This is a genomic window from Marinobacterium nitratireducens (assembly GCF_014645375.1).
GTDB classification, from domain to species: Bacteria; Pseudomonadota; Gammaproteobacteria; order Pseudomonadales; family Balneatricaceae; genus Marinobacterium_A; species Marinobacterium_A nitratireducens.
Genome location: NZ_BMLT01000008.1, coordinates 23,542 through 41,020, shown reverse-complemented (window position 1 = coordinate 41,020; position 17,479 = coordinate 23,542). Strand labels below are relative to the sequence as shown.

12 protein-coding genes are annotated in these 17,479 nt (G+C 62.6%); 3 read left to right on the top strand and 9 right to left on the bottom strand.

The window, feature by feature from the left end; all coding sequences use genetic code 11:
* Positions 1–119: 119 nt before the first annotated feature.
* The 4 genes from dgcA to gbdR form a co-directional block, all read right to left on the bottom strand.
* Positions 120–2,183 carry a dimethylglycine demethylation protein DgcA gene (gene dgcA, locus IEX85_RS15655; RefSeq protein WP_188861558.1) on the bottom strand — a complete coding sequence of 688 codons (2,064 nt, stop codon included), beginning with the start codon at positions 2,181–2,183 and terminating at the stop codon, positions 120–122.
* A gap of 89 nt (positions 2,184–2,272) precedes the next feature.
* The gene (locus IEX85_RS15650; RefSeq protein WP_188861557.1) at positions 2,273–2,803 is read right to left on the bottom strand and encodes a 4-vinyl reductase; all 531 of its coding nucleotides are present in this window, start codon (positions 2,801–2,803) and stop codon (positions 2,273–2,275) included.
* A gap of 183 nt (positions 2,804–2,986) precedes the next feature.
* Complete coding sequence (locus IEX85_RS15645; protein WP_188861556.1) at positions 2,987–3,964, bottom strand: dipeptidase; 978 nt, start codon at positions 3,962–3,964, stop codon at positions 2,987–2,989.
* 813 nt (positions 3,965–4,777) lie between these two features.
* Positions 4,778–5,920: a choline metabolism transcriptional regulator GbdR gene (gene gbdR, locus IEX85_RS15640; RefSeq protein ID WP_188861555.1), complete on the bottom strand. Its 1,143-nt coding sequence runs from the start codon at positions 5,918–5,920 to the stop codon at positions 4,778–4,780.
* A 409-nt stretch (positions 5,921–6,329) separates the two neighbouring features.
* Here gbdR and IEX85_RS15635 point away from each other — a divergent pair, with 409 nt between their 5' ends.
* Entirely contained in the window at positions 6,330–7,220 is an 891-nt protein-coding gene (locus tag IEX85_RS15635; protein ID WP_188861554.1) for a LysR family transcriptional regulator, read from the top strand.
* Positions 7,221–7,324: 104 nt separating this feature from the next.
* Here the strand turns inward: IEX85_RS15635 and IEX85_RS15630 are convergent, their stop codons facing one another.
* Positions 7,325–8,701 (bottom strand): L-serine ammonia-lyase, encoded by a 1,377-nt coding sequence (locus tag IEX85_RS15630; RefSeq protein WP_188861553.1) that lies wholly within the window; start codon positions 8,699–8,701, stop codon positions 7,325–7,327.
* Between the two features lie 360 nt (positions 8,702–9,061).
* Here IEX85_RS15630 and fdhA point away from each other — a divergent pair, with 360 nt between their 5' ends.
* On the top strand, positions 9,062–10,258 hold the full coding sequence (fdhA, locus tag IEX85_RS15625) for a formaldehyde dehydrogenase, glutathione-independent (protein WP_188861552.1): 1,197 nt from the start codon (positions 9,062–9,064) through the stop codon (positions 10,256–10,258).
* A gap of 184 nt (positions 10,259–10,442) precedes the next feature.
* On the top strand, positions 10,443–11,483 hold the full coding sequence (locus IEX85_RS15620; protein ID WP_188861551.1) for a GlxA family transcriptional regulator: 1,041 nt from the start codon (positions 10,443–10,445) through the stop codon (positions 11,481–11,483).
* A gap of 898 nt (positions 11,484–12,381) precedes the next feature.
* On the opposite strand, the gene purU is transcribed toward IEX85_RS15620, so the two are convergent.
* The 4 genes from purU to IEX85_RS15600 form a co-directional block, all read right to left on the bottom strand.
* On the bottom strand, positions 12,382–13,248 hold the full coding sequence (purU, locus tag IEX85_RS15615; RefSeq protein WP_188861550.1) for a formyltetrahydrofolate deformylase: 867 nt from the start codon (positions 13,246–13,248) through the stop codon (positions 12,382–12,384).
* 223 nt (positions 13,249–13,471) lie between these two features.
* Positions 13,472–14,155, bottom strand: coding sequence for a sarcosine oxidase subunit gamma (locus IEX85_RS15610; RefSeq protein WP_188861549.1), 684 nt, complete (start codon positions 14,153–14,155; stop codon positions 13,472–13,474).
* A complete protein-coding gene (locus IEX85_RS15605; protein WP_188861548.1) occupies positions 14,148–17,171 on the bottom strand; it encodes a sarcosine oxidase subunit alpha in 3,024 nt (1,007 codons plus the stop codon). The genes IEX85_RS15610 and IEX85_RS15605 overlap by 8 nt, the downstream gene beginning before the upstream one ends.
* Before the next feature lie 13 nt (positions 17,172–17,184).
* Complete coding sequence (locus IEX85_RS15600) at positions 17,185–17,475, bottom strand: sarcosine oxidase subunit delta (protein ID WP_188861547.1); 291 nt, start codon at positions 17,473–17,475, stop codon at positions 17,185–17,187.
* Positions 17,476–17,479: the final 4 nt, after the last annotated feature.

The following is a 17,479-nucleotide window of genomic DNA, read 5'->3' as shown; positions in this document are numbered from 1 at the left end:
TGGGATACCGCACTGTGCCGGCCGGATCCGGAGCGAAAACCGGCCGCGAAGCAACGATTACGAAGTCGTAAAGGCGCTGTCGCAGCCGGTTCGGTTCCGCACTCAGGCAGCTTTATGCCTTACAGATCCTTGCACAGCCGCAGGGCGTCGTAGATCGCGGCGTGGGTGTTGCGCTGCGATACGCAGTCGCCCAAGCGCCACAGGATCATGCCCTCACCCGGCTCGCTCAAGATCGGCTGAGGCTGGGAGGCGAACAGCGTCTCGTTGTCGATCTGCCCCTTGTTGCGGGACTCGCCCTTGAGCTCGTAGTAAAGCTCCTCGTTCGGACGGGTGCCGTTCTCGACCACGATCTGGTCGACCACGCGCTCCTCCTGCTGACCGGTGTACTCGTTCTCCAGCACCGCCACCAGCTTGTCGCCTTCGCGATAGACTTTTTCCAGCAACAGGTCGGAGGACATGATCACCTCCTTCTCGTACAGGCTGCGGTAGTAGGTCGGGAAGGTGGTACCGCCGATGCCGACACCCGGCTTGATATCGTCGGTGACCAGCTCGACCATCGAGCCCTTGGACGACAGGTAGTCGGCCGCGGACATGCCCGAGAACTCGCAGATGGTGTCGTAGATCAGCACGTTCTTGCCAGGCTCCACGGTGCCGTTGAGGATATCCCAGCTAGATACCACCAGGCCCTCTTCGGCGCCCCAGTGCGGGTTCTGCTCCAGGAACGGACGACCGCCGGTCGCCAGGATGCAGACGTCCGGCTTGAGGTCGCGGATCATGTCAGCGTTGGCTGCGGTGCCCAGGCGCACATCGACGCCAAGACGGTCCAGTTCCATTGCCAGCCAGCGGGTGATACCGGCCATCTGGTCACGCTGCGGCGCCTTGGCCGCGATGGTGATCTGACCGCCCAGCTCTTCGGCCTTCTCGACCAGGGTCACGTTGTGACCGCGCTCGGCCGCGACGCGTGCCGCTTCCATGCCACCGGGGCCACCGCCGATGACGACGACCTTGCGGACCGGGCCTTCGGTCTTCTCGATGGTGTGCGGCATCCCCATGTATTCGCGGGAGGTCGCGGCGTTCTGGATGCAGAGCACGTCCAGACCCATGTACTGGCGGTCGATGCAGTAGTTGGCGCCGACGCACTGGCGGATCTGGTCGACCTGATCCATCTTGATCTTGGCGATCAGGTGCGGGTCGGCGATGTGCGCACGGGTCATGCCGACGAAGTCGACGTAACCGGCTTCCAGGATACGCTTGGCCTGGTTCGGATCCTTGATGTTCTGGGCGTGGATCACCGGAACGCTGACCACTTCCTTGATGCCGGCCGCCAGGTGCAGGAAAGGCTCCGGCGGATAGCTCATGTTCGGAATGACGTTGGCCAGGGTGTTGTGGGTGTCGCAACCGGAGCCGACGACGCCGAAGTAGTCGATCAGGCCAGTCTCGTCGTAGTATTTGGCGATCTGCTTCATGTCGTCATGGTTCAGACCGTCCGGATGGAACTCGTCACCGGTGATGCGCATGCCGACCACGAAGTCCGGGCCCACGGCTTCACGCACCGCTTTGGCGACTTCCAGACCGAAGCGCATGCGGTTTTCGAAGGTGCCGCCCCACTGGTCGGTACGCTTGTTGACGCGCGGCGACCAGAACTGGTCGATCATGTGCTGGTGCACGGCGGACAGCTCGACACCGTCGAGGCCACCTTCCTTGGCACGCACGGCGGCCTTGGCGAAGTCGCCGATCACGCGCCAGATCTCTTCCTCTTCGATGGTCTTGCAGGTCGCGCGGTGTACCGGCTCACGGATGCCGGAGGGCGACATCAGGTTGACCCAGTTCTCACCGTCCCAACGCGAACGGCGGCCCATGTGGGTAATCTGGATCATGATCTTGCCGCCATGCTTGTGCACGGCATCGGCCAGATTCTGGAAGTGCGGGATGATGCGATCGGTGGACAGGTTCACCGAGCTCCACCAGCTCTGCGGGCTGTCGATGGAGACGACGCTGGAGCCGCCGCAGATGCAAAGACCGCAGCCACCCTTGGCCTTCTCTTCGTAATACTTGACGTAACGGTCAGTGGTCATGCCGCCATCGGTCGCGTAGACCTCGGCATGGGCGGTGCTGACGATACGGTTGCGGATGGTCAGGTTGTTGATTTTCAGCGGCTGGAACAGCACATCGAACTGGGACATGGCGACACCCCGTAGAACTCTTATCGGTCGCCGGGCTCAGGGCCCGGCGCTGTAGTTATGGCTTGCGGCTGGCCGACGGCCGGCGCAAATTAGATCGGCGATACTTCGAAGATGCCGTAGTCACAACCTTCTTCGGCGGCACTCTGGGTCTGCACGGCGCGGGTCTTGACGTCGTAACCCAGGCTCTGGGCGATCTGGTCCATGGCGCCGGCGAACCAGCCGGTGAACATGTAGTCGACCTTGCGGTTGACCTTGCCATACTGGTAGACGAACGCCGAGTTTTCCAGGCGAACGCGGGCAGTGCCCTTTTCCAGATCCAGCGCCTCGGTGATGAAGAAACCCCAGCCACGCTGCGACAGTCGCTTCATGTAGTGCTCGAAAACGTCGGCACCGGAGATGCCGTGCGCTTCGGCTTCCTTCTCGCACCAGTAGTAGGCGGATTTGTAGCCGGCCTTGTACAGGATCTCGGCATAGCGTTCCGGACCCAGCTCCTCTTCGATCGCCATATGGTTGTTGACGAAGAAGTGGCGAGGCACGTAGAGCATCGGCAGCGCATCGGTGGTCCAGACGCCGGTTTCGTCGTCAACCTGGATCGGCATTTCGGGAGCGTGTACACCCATCGTTAAATCTCCAAACATAATTCGTTAAGTTGGCAGGGCACCTTGAGCGCAGGGTGCACCGAGCGAAGCGAGCTGCACCGCCAGAGTAGGCACGTTTCGCTGGCATATGCTCCTGCGATGCCAGCCTTCCCACCATCCGTGGCGGTTGCTGCGCTCAAGGTGCCCTACGAAGGCGCCCTAGGTTTATTCGCCCCAGACTTCGCCGAGGATGCGGACCCAGTTTTCGCCCATGATCTTGCGCACTTCGGACTCGCCGAAACCGCGCTTGAGCAGCGCCTCGGTCAGGTTCGGGAATTCACCGATGGTGCGGATGCCTTCCGGGTTGATGATCTTGCCGAAGTTGGTCAGACGACGGGCATAGCCCTTGTCATGCGTCAGGTACTCGAAGAACTGCTTGTCGTGGCCCTGGGTAAAGTCGGTACCGATACCGACCTGGTCGATGCCGGCGATATTGACGACATACTCGATCGCCTCAACGTAGTCCTCGATGGTCGACTCGATACCTTTCTTCAGGAAGGGGGCGAACATGGTGACGCCGATGAAGCCGCCGCGGTCGGCGATGAACTTCAGCTCCTCGTCGGACTTGTTGCGCGGGTGCTCCTTGAGTCCGGACGGCAGGCAGTGGGAGTAGCAGACCGGCTTCTTCGACTCGAGGATGACCTCTTCGGACGTCTTGGAGCCGACGTGGGACAGGTCGCACATGACGCCGACACGGTTCATCTCGGCGACGATCTCACGACCGAAACCGGACAGACCGCCGTCGCGCTCGTAGCAGCCGGTGCCGACCAGGTTCTGGGTGTTGTAGCACATCTGCACGATGCCAACGCCGAGCTTCTTGAAGATCTCGACGTAACCGATCTGGTCTTCATAGGCGTGAGCGTTCTGGAAGCCCAGGATGATGCCGGTCTTGCCCTCTTCCTTGGCGCGGCGGATATCGCGAACGCTGTGAACCGGGCGCACCAGATCGCTGCTGGCCTGCATCAACTGGTTCACTTCTACGATATTGTTGACGGTGTTCTGGAAACCTTCCCAGACCGAGACGGTGCAGTTGGCAGCGGTCAGGCCACCCTTCTGCATGTCCTCGAACAGTTCGCGATTCCACTTCGCGATAATCAGACCATCGATAACGATGGCATCCTGGTGCAGTTCAGCAGCGTTCATTCGTCTCCCCCAAGTTCGGATACCGGGCCGAATCACGGCCAGATGCGGTTGCTCGCCGCCACTGCACAAAAAAGATCCAGTGGCAGCAGCGATGAGGCCAGTCTATTCCTTCACCCGCAGGGGTAAGTCACTAAAAACGACCTGCTGATTGTCAAAAGCGTCAGGCGCGATGCATTTATCGAAAACCCAGTAATTACGGGGGCTGCAGCGGATAAACCCTGAAAAACGCAGGGCCTCGAAAGCGTAGGCGGCTGTTCTTAAAACGACAAAGCCCGACACGGAGTCGGGGTCTTGAATAGGTGACGGGTGACGGGTGATAGGTGACGGGTGACGGGTGACAGGTGACGGGTGACGGGTGACGGGTGTGGCGACTATCCCGGGAGGTGCGCACCCGAAGGGCACTTCCCTCGCGGTGAAGCTTCCGCACCAGGTACCAGACCAGTCACGGCGAGGAAGTGCCGGCAGATTTGGGCACCCTGCCCCACTGGATGTAGGATGGGTTAAGCCGCCATCGGCACGCGCGTTCAAAGCTGCGCCTGGCTCACGGCGGCGAACCCATCATATCGATCGTTGTACAGACCGATTGGTTTCGGCTGGCATAGCGCGATCCGGAAACCGATGCATCTCGAAGGTCGCTTCAACCTCCCTGCCATCGGACACCAAGGCGCCTTCGGCGCCTATGACGGGTTACGCGGCGCGCGAACCCATTGCCAGACGGTGAAACTCCCTTCATACGCCGCTAACCCATCCTACATTTTACCGGTCCGCGGAGGTTATTCAGGCAACGCGTTACGACGCGTCAGCCGTCACCTTTTACTGCAGCGTAACCGAACCGTAGCTCGGCTCGGACTGGGCCTCGGTCAGCGCAGCGAGAGCGGTGGTCGAGGGCATGATCTCCGGCATGCGGTCGTAAAGCCCAAGCTGCGGCGATACGTTGTCGACCAGCATCGCGCCCGGTACCGGGCGGTTGCTGCGCATACCCATGCGCTCTTCCCGCGGCGGAATGCCAATGTGCTCGCGGTAGCACTTGCTGAAGTGCGGCGTCGAAACGAAGCCGCAGGCGGAGGCCACCTCGATAATCGACATCGACGTCTGCTTCAGCAGCTGACGCGCACGGGTCAGGCGCAGCTTCAGGTAGTAGCGCGACGGCGAGCACTGCAGGTACTTCTGAAACAGTCGCTCGAGCTGGCGACGCGAAAGGCCGACATAGCTCGCCAGCTCGTCAAGCTCGATGGCTTCCTCGAGGTTGGCTTCCATCAGCGCCACCACTTCCACCAGCTTGGGCTGGGTGGTGCCGAGCACGTGCCGCAGCGGGATGCGCTGATGATCGGTTTCGTTGCGGATGCGATCGCAGATGAACATCTCGGAGATCGCCGCCGACAGCTGGTAGCCATGTTCCTGCTTGATCAGGTTCAGCATCATGTCCAGCGGCACGGTGCCGCCGCTGCTGGTGATGCGGTCGCGATCGACCGAGAACAGGCGGTTGGTGCAGTTGACCTTCGGGTAGGCTTCCTGCAGCGAGGCAATGCACTCCCAGTGGGCGCTGCACTCATAGCCGTTGAGCAGACCGGCTTCCGCCAGCGCGTAAGCGCCGGTGCAGATACCGCCGAGCTTGCGCCCCTTGCGCGCCATGGCCTGCAGCCAGGACAGCTCGCGCTTGCTGTAGCTGCGGGTGATGTTGACGCCGCCGGCAACGATAATGGTATCGAGCTCCAGCGCATCGGTCATGGCCGCGTCGGGGGTGATGCGGATACCGTCACTGGCCTGCACAGGCGCGCCGTCTTCCGTCAGGGTGTACCAGTTGTAGAGCTCTTTGCCGCTGAGCTGATTCGCCATGCGCAGCGGCTCGATGGCCGAGGCCAGCGAAATCATGGTGAAGTTGTTCAACAGCAGAAAACCGATGTTACGGCTTTTGACTTCGGCGGAGGTGCGGGTACCAGAGAGGGATTCGTGCATCGTTCTAAACTCCTTCAACAATCCGGTTGATTGCTGATGACCAGCAAAGCAATCGCTATGCCAGTCTCATTCTTATAGTAATAATTCAGGCACATACCGCTACGGGACAGTAGCTGGAAAAGCCTGCTCCCCGTCCGATTGCACCACATGGGCGCATTTGGCGGGGTCTGACCCTCTGACCGGCGGCTCTGAAAACCGGTTGACGGCGTCCTGCGTCGGGGATGGGCACACTTTAGTCGTTTTTCGACTCAGTAAAAGGGGGTGAAATAACCAATACAGCAAATGATTATTGCAGTCCGGCAACAACCCGAGAAACCTGTTATATTTTAGGCAGTTGCCCCAAACGCCCTACGGCGCCCGGCGCACCAAAAGAGTACCACAGCGCCCCCGGACAGAGCAGAGTCAGCCCATGCATCGATGGGAAAGTATCGAAGCCTTTATCGAAGTCGCCCGCCTGGGCAGCCTGTCAGCGGCAGCCACCCAGCTTCGCGTATCCAACTCCCATATCAGCCGGTTGCTGAGCCATCTGGAGCATCGCCTCAATACGCAACTGCTGGTGCGCACCACACGCCGCGTCACCCTTACCGAATCCGGCCAGTGGTTCTACGAACAGTGCCAGCACCTGGCCGACGGTTTCAGCCACGCCGAACAGCAGATCACCAGCTTCAGCAACGAGCCCCACGGGCTGCTGCGGGTCAGCTGCGGCTCGACCTTCGGCGAGCGCTATCTGGGCCCGATGCTGACCCGCTTCGCGCAACAGCACCCGCGCCTGAGCCTCGACCTCAGCCTGACCAACCGCTCGGTGGACCTGGTCAATGAAGGCTATGACCTGGCGATCCGGCTCGGAACACTGAAAGATTCCAACCTGGTGGCACGCCGGCTGGCGGACCGCAACGAGTACTTCGTTGCCACACCGGGATATTTTGCCGTACACGGAGAGCCGCAGACGCCGCAGGACCTGCAGCGCCACAACTGTCTGAAGGGATCTGCCTCGCACTGGTGGTTCTGTGAAAACGGCCAGCGCAAGGAACTGAGAGTCGAAGGCAACTGGCGGGGCAACTCCGGCGTGCTGGTATTATACGCGGCGCTGCAGGGTCTGGGCGTGGCCTGCCTTCCCGACTATATCGTCGAGCCGCACATCGAATCCGGCAGCCTGGTAAGCGTGCTGGACCACTACCGCTGCCACGACGCCGCGGTCTGGGCCGTCTACCCCAAGAGTCGGCACCTGTCGCCCAAGGTACGACAGTGCATCGACTTTCTGGTCGAGGCCTTCGAAAATCCGGACTGGCGGAAGTATTGAAGGGTTACGCGTTACGCGTAATGGTGGGAGCGGCGCCCCGCCGCGAATATCCAAACGGCTGCACCGTCATCGACATTCGCGGCGAGGCGCCGCTCCTACGAGCATCAACACTCGATAGCGTTGACCGCAAGACCGCCGCGGGACGTTTCCTTGTACTTGTCCTGCATATCGCGACCGGTGTCGCGCATGGTCCTGATGACCTTGTCGAGGGAGATGAAGTGCTCGCCGTCGCCGCGCAGGGCCATCTGGGTGGCGTTGATCGCCTTCATCGCCGCGATGGCGTTGCGCTCGATGCAGGGCACCTGCACCAGGCCGCCCACCGGGTCGCAGGTCAGGCCGAGGTTGTGCTCGAGGCCGATTTCGGCGGCATTCTCTACCTGCTCCGGCGTACCGCCGAGCACCTCGGTCAGACCCGCCGCCGCCATGGCGCAGGCCGAGCCGACCTCACCCTGGCAGCCGACTTCGGCGCCGGAGATCGAAGCGTTTTTCTTGCACAGCGCGCCAACCGCCGCCGCCGCCAGCATAAAGTCGACGACGTCCTCGTCGCGGGCCTGGTCCTTGAAGCGCATGTAGTACATCAGCACCGCCGGAATGATGCCGGCCGCACCGTTGGTGGGCGCCGTCACCATGCGTCCGCCCGCTGCGTTCTCCTCGTTCACCGCCAGCGCGTAGAGGTTGACCCAGTCCATCGCGCTCAGCGTCGAGCTGATCACGTTCTGCGAGCTGGCCTGAGTCAGTGAACGATGCAGGCTGGCGGCGCGACGTCGCACCTTGAGCCCGCCCGGCAGGATACCCTCGCGGCTGAGACCGCGATCGACACAGGCCTGCATCGCCTGCCAGATCGCCATCAGGCCTTCGCGAACTTCCTGCTCGGAGCGCCACACCTTCTCGTTCTCCATCATCAGCTCGCTGATGCGAAGATTGTGGGTCTTGCAAAGCCGCAGCAGTTCCGCCGCGCTGTTGAAGTCGTAGGGCAGCTCCACCTGGGGCACCAGGGAGGCACCGGCAACCGCCTCGGCCTCATCGATAACGAAGCCGCCGCCGATGGAATAGTAGGTATTGCTGTACAGCAGCTGCTCGTCGCTGTAGGCGCTCAGGCGCATCGCGTTGGGGTGATACGGCAGGCACTCTTCGAGCAGCTGCATGTCACGCGCCCAGACGAAGGGGACTTCGCGCGACCCCATGAGGTTCAGCACGCCGCTGTTCTTGAGCTCTTCAACCGAGGGCTCGATCACATCCGGATCGATCATGTCCGGACGATGCCCCATCAGACCGACGATCACCGCCTTGTCGGTACCGTGGCCGACACCGGTTGCACTGAGGGATCCGTACAGCTCGACCCGCAGGCCCGACACATCCGACAGCAACGCCAGCTTTTCCAGGTGGGCGCCGAAATCCGCCGCCGCACGCATCGGTCCTACGGTATGGGAGCTGGATGGCCCCACACCGATCTTGAACAGGTCAAATACACTGATGCCCATATCACCTCCGCCCCGCTGTGCAGCTCGCGTTTCGTTATAAGTTATCGTTGAGCGATGCTGCCGCCCTGCACTCCCATATCCGCTCGCCCTGGAACACGGGGAGGCAGCATCTGCGGCGATTATCGAGCCAAGGCGGAAAACCGACTTGTCAGGCAGCGACCTGTCACCATGCTGAATCCGACCGCTGCGCGGCCGATGTCTCAAATAGATAAGTGAACGCCTTAATCAGACAGGTCGTCATACCGGCGAAAAACTAGTGTAGGCATCTGAGGCGATACGCGGCGCTTCACTTCGATGCATCCAGCCGCGCAACGCCCCATACCGGCCATTCAATACAATAATCAGAAGGAGAGCTGGCGCATGACCAGTCAAGCCAACCGCGGTGTCGTGTACAAGGGTCCGGGTGAAGTCGCCGTCGAGTCCATCCCCTATCCCAAGCTCGAGCTCGGCAATCGCAAATGCGACCACGGTGTCATCCTGAAAGTCGTCACCACCAACATCTGCGGCAGCGACCAGCACATGGTCCGCGGCCGCACCACCGCGCCCTCCGGCCTGGTGCTGGGCCACGAGATCACTGGTCTGGTCATCGAAGCCGGCCGTGACGTCGAGTTCATCAAGCCCGGCGACCTGGTATCGGTGCCCTTCAACATTGCCTGCGGCCGCTGCCGCAACTGCAAGGAAGGCAAGACCGGCATCTGCCTGAACGTCAACCCGGCGCGTCCGGGTGCCGCCTACGGCTACGTCGACATGGGCGGCTGGGTCGGCGGCCAGACCGAATACGTCATGGTGCCCTACGCCGACTTCAACCTGCTGAAGTTCCCCGACGCCGATCAGGCGATGGAGAAGATCAAGGACCTGACGCTGCTGTCCGACATCTTCCCGACCGGCTTCCACGGCTGCGTCACCGCCGGTGTCGGCCCGGGCTCCACCGTCTACATCGCCGGTGCCGGCCCCGTCGGCCTCGCGGCGGCCGTGTCCGCCCAGCTGCTCGGCGCCGCCTGCGTCATCGTCGGCGACATGATCGAAGACCGCCTGGCCCAGGCGCGCAGCTTCGGCTGTGAAACCATCGACCTGACCCAGGACGGCGACATGGCCGACAAGCTCGAGGCGATCCTCGGCGAGCGCGAAGTCGACGCCTTCGTCGACTGCGTCGGTTTCGAAGCCCATGCCTGCGGCTGCAACCACGGCAAGGAAGCACCGGCCACCGTACTGAACTCGGCGATGTCCCTGACCCGCGCCGGCGGCCAGATCGGTATTCCGGGCCTGTACGTGACCGAAGACCCGGGTGCGGTCGACGACGCCGCCAAGCACGGTGCCCTGAGCATGCGCTTCGGTCTCGGCTGGGCCAAGTCCCACAGCTTCCACACCGGCCAGTGCCCGGTGATGAAGTACCACCGCCCGCTGATGCAGGCGATCCTGTTCGAGAAGGTGAAGATCGCCGACGCCGTCAACGTCCAGGTCATCAGCCTCGACGAGGCCCCGAAGGGCTACGCCGACTTCGACGGTGGTGCGGCGAAGAAATTCGTTATCGACCCGCACAGCACCGTCGCGGCCTGATAAGGCAGGACGAACCGTTGCGCCCCAGTCGCAACGGTTAACGCCACGATAACAAGCCCCGGCCACGCGCCGGGGCTTTTTTTCATCTTCGCCAGGACTTCGGTCAAAGTCCTTCCGCTGCGCGAAGTCCGGCAGGCGAAATGGGTTACAATAAGCCATTAGTAGAACCAGATCAGCGATCACCATGTCACCGACCAACCGTCCGCGTACCTTCGACAGCCATTTTCGCCGCAGCAATCAGGCCTACCTGAAACAACAGGGAGACGCACGCCCGGCGACGATACGCATCGGCTTCGTACTGCTCGAGCACTTCTCGATGATGGCCTTCACCGGCGCGGTCGATGCACTGGTCACGGCGAACCTGCTCAGCTGCGATCCGCTCTATAGCTTTCGTACTCTGAGCCTGGACGGCAGCGAGGCACGCAGCGACCTCGGCATCGACATCTCGGTGAGCGGCGCGCTATACGACCTCGATGTCGGCGAACTCGACCTGCTGTTCGTATGCGGCGGCTACCGCACGCCGCTGCTGGCCAATCGCCAGCTCACCGAGAAACTGCAGGAAGCCGGCCGCCGCGGACTGACCCTAGGCGGACTCTGGAACGGCAGTCTGCTGCTGGCATGGGCCGGGCTGATGGATGGCTATGACTGCACCCTGCACCCGGAGAACCGCGACGGCCTGGAGGAAACCTGCCCCAAGGTACGGCTGTCCCGGCAGCCCTATGTTATCGATCGCGACCGCGTCTCCTGCGCCGGCGCCAGCAGCGCCCTGGACATGATGCTGGCCGTGATCCGGCAGCACTACGGCCAGGAAGTGGTGCGCGGGATCGAGGAGATCCTCAGCTGCGACCGGATCGGCGAGCAACCCGACCGCCCCATGCCGACGGTGGCCAGCGACCCGACACTGCCCGATGCGTTGCGGGCGGTGCTGGAGCTGATGGAAGCCAATATCGAAGAGCCGCTGGGCATGGAAGAAATTGCCGCCCTGGTGAACCTGTCGCGACGCCAGATCGAGCGTCTTTTCCAGCGACATGTCGACAGCACCCCGTCGAAGTACTACCTGGAGCTGCGCATTACCCGCGCGCGCAGGCTGTTGCTTCAGACCAGCGAATCCATCGCCGCCATCGCCGTGGCCTGCGGTTTCGTCAGCACCACCCACTTCAGCCACTGTTACCGCGATTACTTCGGCGTCTCGCCGACCCAGGCGCGACAGAACCGCCGGGGCTAAGCGCAGGCCAGACCTTCCGGTGCCGGATTCATTCGCCGCGGGGCGCGGCTCCCACAATCACTGCGCCCAGCGGTGCTCCGGGCCTTTAGCACAACGACCGCCGCTGAGCTCCTGCAGAAGCCCGGTCTCCGGGCGAACCGCATCAGCCCCTGCCGAGGCTTCGCCCACGGAGTGGGCTCCTACAGGCGAGATATAGACTCCGAGACCTGATTGGCATTCGTTGCGCAAAGCGGGGCAACGCAGGGCACCTTGAGCGCAGCGGCCGCCGGGGACGGCGGTGAGCTTCTTTAGGAGCCCGGTCTCCGGGCGAACCGCATCGCTCCCGGCCGACGCTTCGCCCACGGAGTGGGCTCCTACAGGCGGGATATAGACTCCGAGACCAGATTGGCATTCGTTGCGCAAAGCGGGGCAACGCAGGGCACCTTGAGCGCAGCGGCCGCCGGGGACGGCGGTAAGCTTCTGTAGGAGCCCGGTCTCCGGGCGAACCGCCTCGCTCCCGGCCGAAGCTTCGCCACGGAGTGGGCTCCTACAGGCGAGATATAGACTCCGAGACCTGATTGGCATTCGTTGCGCAAAGCGGGGCAACGTAGGGCACCTTGAGTGAAACGAAACGTGCCACACATACGGCGCAGTTCGCTTCGCTCTACTATAAACAGCTCCTGCGTTTCTAGTATTTCCGCCATCCATGGCGGTCAGTGCGCCCTACGTAAAAAGGAGCCCCGAGACCTGGTTGGCGTTCTTTGATGAAAAGCGGGGAGCTCTTGGAGCTCCCCTCGAAAGGAGCCCCGAGACCTGGTTGGGATTTGGGGGAGCTCTAAGAGCGTAAACCAGGCCCGGGGTTTGAGGTCGGACGGCCCGCATTGCGGGGCGTCCCGATTCGGAAAGTCTGTTGGCGCCGTCAGTCGGCGAAAACCACGGTGCGCTGGCCGTGCAGGAACACCCGTTTCTCGATGTGATAGCGGATTGCCTTGGACAGCGTGACGCGCTCGATGTCCTGGCCTTTTTCGATCAGATCCTCTGGGTAGTGGACATGATTGACCGACTGAATCCCCTGGGTGATGATCGGCCCCTCGTCGAGGTCGTTGTTGACGTAGTGCGCCGTCGCGCCCACCAGCTTGACACCTTTCTCCCAGGCCTGATGATAGGGCTTGGCGCCCTTGAAGCCCGGCAGCAGTGAGTGGTGAATATTGATCGCCCAGCCGTCCAGCTTGCTGCACAGATCCGGCGACAGCACCTGCATGTAGCGGGCCAGCACCACCAGCTCGGCCTCGTACTGGTTTATCAGTTTCCAGACCTCCGCTTCCTGCTGCGGCTTGGTGTCCGCAGTGATCGGCAGGTGGTAGTACGGGATGCCGTGCCACTGCGCCAGCGACTCGAGGTCGGGGTGGTTGGAAATGATGACCGGGATCTCGATGTTCAGCTGGCCGGTACGGTAGCGGTACAGCAGATCATTGAGGCAGTGATCGTACTTCGACACCAGGATGGCGACCCTGGGCCTGTGATCCGGCGCCGTAAGCTCCCAGCTCATATCGAATTCGGCGGCGCGCTCGGCGAAGGCTTCGTTGAAGTCATCGGCGCTGAAGCCGTCCCGCTCGGGACGAAACTCGACGCGGATGCAGAAACGATCCAGTGCGCGATCGTCGAATGACTGTATTTCAAGCACGTAATTGCGGGTTTCCGCCAGAAAGCGCGTGACCACGTCCACGGTCCCGAGCCGGCTCGGGCAGCTGGCGGTTAAGATCCAGGGTTGGGGTTTCGTTGTCATCGCTCATCCTCGCGTGTTGTCTGTAACGGCAGCCGCCAGCAGCGGCTGCCGTTGTGCCAGTAAGGGGCTGAAGGCTTCAGCCCCGTCCTATCACCCAAGCGGGTCAGGCCTTGACGGCCAGTCCATACTCGGCGCTGGCGTCCTTTAGTAGCCACAGCCAGGCACCGGTCCAGGCAAAAGCGCGAAGCTGCGACCCCGGACCGGCGCTGACCGTGCGCTTCGATCAGGCCTTGACGACCAGTCCATACTCGGCGCTGGCGTCCTGCAGCCAGAGCCAGGCATAGTCAGCGAAGCTACGACGGATAACCAGCTCCCAGCTCTGCTCACCGGTGCGGCGGATCACCGCCTGGGTCTTGGCGAACACCGAAGTGACCACCTTGCCAACCGGGAAATTGCGGTCGTGCACGTCGTACGGGGTCGACTTCTTCAGCACACTGCGGGCCTCGGGGCCGGACAGTTCCAGCACGGTCTGACCGCCGCTGACGTTGACGATGGCGAAGTGACCGCCCATCGCCGCACGCAGCTGCTCTTCGACGTCGAACGCCTCCTCACCCGGCACGATCAGCAGCCATTCGTCCGGCGAAATCCAGCGCACGGAGCGATCGCCCTGCTGAACCGAGCTCAGCGGCGCGGTCGGCAGGTCGAAACCGAGCGCTTCGCGGGCGCCGGCCAGGAACGCCTGGTTGTCCTGGCTGCCGCGGATCACCAGGTGACCCAGCAGCTTGTGCTCCTGCAGCGTGACGCCACCATTCTTCGGGCCCTTCTGGGCGATGGTGCCAAGATCCGCATGATGCAGCGGCGACTCTGCCCGCTGGGCGGGACCCGCCAGCTGGTTCATCCGCGCCACTTCCTGAACGGCTTCAGGCTTGTTGGCGGCGACTTTTTCCGGTGCAATCATCTCAGACATTTTGACGCTCCCCTTTCGGATCCAGGAAGATCGGGCTGCAGATTTCGGCTTCGATCACGCTGCCGTCAGCCTGCGGGTAATAGACGGTTTCACCCATCCGGTTGTGGCCGTCACGGATCATCCCCATGGCGATGGAGTGACCGAGGTTGGCGCTGTAGTAGCTGGACGTCACGTGACCCAGCATCTTCATCGGCAGCGGCTGCTTCGGATCGTCGACCGCCTGAGAACCTTCCGGAATGACCTTTTTCGGGTCCTTCGCCTTCAGGCCCACCAGCTGCTTGCGGTTGGGACGGTTGCAGTCTTCCCGTGCCATGCCGCGCTTGCCGATGTAGCTGAACGGCTTGTTGTTCGACACGCACCAGCTCATACCGAGGTCGATCGGGGTTACCGAGCCGTCAGTGTCCTGACCGGCGATGATAAAGCCCTTCTCGGCACGCAGAACGTGCATGGTTTCGGTGCCGTACGGCGTCAGGTTGAACTTGGCGCCGTGCTCGAACAGCTTCTCCCAGACATACAGACCGTAGTTGGCCTGAACGTTGATCTCGTAGGACAGCTCGCCGGTGAAGGAGATGCGGAATACCCGCGCCGGTACACCGGCCACCTTGCCCTGACGCCAGTCCATGAACTTGAAGCTGTCGCCGTCCAGGTCGATATCGGTCAGCTCGGCCAGCAGCTTGCGGCTGTTGGGACCGGAGATCGTCATGGTCGCCCACTGGTCGGTCACGGTGTTGAAGTACACCTCCATTTCCGGCCATTCGGTCTGATGATACAGCTCCAGCCACTCCAGTACGCGCGCTGCGCCGCCGGTGGTGGTGGTCATCAGGAAGTGGTTCTCGGCCAGGCACGAGGTCACGCCGTCGTCGAACACCATGCCGTCTTCACCGCACATCAGGCCGTAACGGCACTTGCCGACACCAAGCTTGGCCCAGGCGTTAGTGTAGACGCGTGCCAGGAACTCGCGCGCATCCTTGCCCTGGATGTCGATCTTGCCCAGGGTCGAGGCATCGAGGATACCGACGCTCTCGCGGGTCGCCTTGCACTCGCGGTCCAGCGCGTCCTGCATCGACTCGCCCGCCTTCGGGAAGTACCAGGGACGCTTCCAGTTACCGACGTCCTCGAACAGCGCACCGTGCTCGACATGCCACCGGTGCATGGCGCTGTAGCGCTTGACGTCGAACAGCTCGCCACAGTCACGGCCGGCGATGGCACCGAAGGTGATCGGCGTGTAGTTCGGCCGGAAGATGGTGGTGCCGGTTTGCGGGATCGTCTGGTTCAGCGACTTGGCGGCGATCGCCATGCCGTTGATGTTGCCCAGCTTGCCCTGGTCGGTACCGAAGCCCATCGCGGTGTAGCGCTTGACGTGCTCGATCGACTCGAAGCCCTCGCGGGTCGCCAGCTCGATGCCGGACGCGGTGACGTCGTTCTGGAAGTCGACGAACTGCTTCGGCGCACGCGCGGTCGGCTTGGTGTGCGGAATGTGGAACAGTGCCATGGCCGGACCTTCCTGCACTTCCTCGGACAGCGGCAGCGCGATGCCCTTGGCGGCGTCGGCAAAACCGGCGCTCTCGGCAGCCTGAGCGCCGGTGCGGGCACCTTCCTCCAGTACCTTGCGCAGGCTGTAGGTACCGTTGATGCCGCCGGCGGTGAGCTGACGCTGAACGGTCTTGCCCGGTACGAAGCCGATGATGTCGTCACGCCACTCAGGACGGCTGCCGGTGTGGCAGGACAGGTGGATGACCGGGCTCCAGCCGCCGGAGCTTGCGACGGTGTCGCAGGACAGGCGCTGAACGGAACCGGTAACCTTGTCGCCACGAGCATCGATCGGAGCGACCGATACGCCGGAGACACGCTTGCTGCCCTGCACCTCGATCACCGCGGAACCGGTGATGACGTTCAGGCCGCGCTTGCGCGCTTCCTCGATTCGGGCACCCTTCGGGTTCTGACGGGTATCGACAATGGCTACAACCTTGCGGCCGGCATCGGCCCAGTCCAGCGCGGTCTGGTAGGCGTAGTCGTTGGTGGTCATCAGCACCAGTTCGTTGCCCGGCACCACACCGTAGCGGTTGATGTAGGTCGAAACCGCGGACGCAACCATGCAGCCCGGCACGTCGTTGTTGCCGTAAACCAGCGGACGCTCGTGGGCGCCGGTCGCCAGCACCACCCAGTTGGCGCGTACGCGGTGCATGCGCTGACGCACCTGACCCTTGGGCGCCTGATCAGCGACGTGATCGGTGCAGCGCTGATGGATGGTCAGGAAGTTGTGATCGTGGTAGCCGTTGACGGTGGAACGCGGCAGCAGCAGCACTTCCGGATGCTTCTCGAGCTCGGCAACGGTCTCGGCGACCCAGTTGGCTGCCGGACGGCCGTTGATCTTCTCGCGGCTGTGCAGGAGGCTTCCGCCGAACTCGTTCTGCTCGTCGGCCAGGATCACGCGGGCACCGCTGCGGGCAGCGACCAGCGCGGCAGCCAGGCCTGCGGGGCCGGCACCGACGATCATGACGTCGCAGTGATGGTTGATCTTGTCGTAGGTATCCGGGTCGTTTTCCAGCGGCGAGCGGCCAAGACCTGCAGCCTTGCGAATGAACTTCTCGTAGGTCTCCCACATCGACTGCGGGTACATGAAGGTCTTGTAGTAGAAGCCCGGAGGCATCATGCGGCCGCCGACCTTGCCGACATAGCTCATCAGGTCCATGTCAGCGTTGGGCCAGCCGTTGGTGGCGCTGCTCACCAGGCCACCGAACAGCTCCTGCTGGGTGGCGCGTACGTTCGGCACCTGGGTGGCTTCGGTGGCGCCCAGCTGCAGTACGGCGTTCGGCTCTTCGGCACCGGCTGCGACGATACCGCGCGGACGGCTGTACTTGAAGCTGCGGCCGATGACGTCGACGCCGTTGGCCAGCAGTGCAGAAGCGAGAGTATCGCCCTGATAACCCTGGTATTCGCGGCCGTTGTACTTGAAGCGCAGCGGCTTGGAACGGTCGATGCGCCCGCCGGAGGCGAGACGGTTTTTCTGGCTCATATTGTCCGCTCCCTTAGTTGCCGGCAGCGACCACGGACGGCCGCTCCCCGATCTTGTAGACTTCTTTGATTTCGTAGCTGACGGTGTCGCGAGTCACGTTGAAGAACTTGCGGCAGCCGGCGGCGTGAACCCACATTTCGTGGTGCAGGCCGCGCGGGTTCTTGCGGAAGTAGAGGTACTCGCCCCACTCCTTGTCGCTGCAGCTGTCCGGATCCGCCGGGCGGGCGATGTGCGCCTGACCCTTGGCGTGGAACTCTTCTTCTTCGCGGTGCTCGCCGCAATGCGGGCAGTAGATATAGAACATCGAA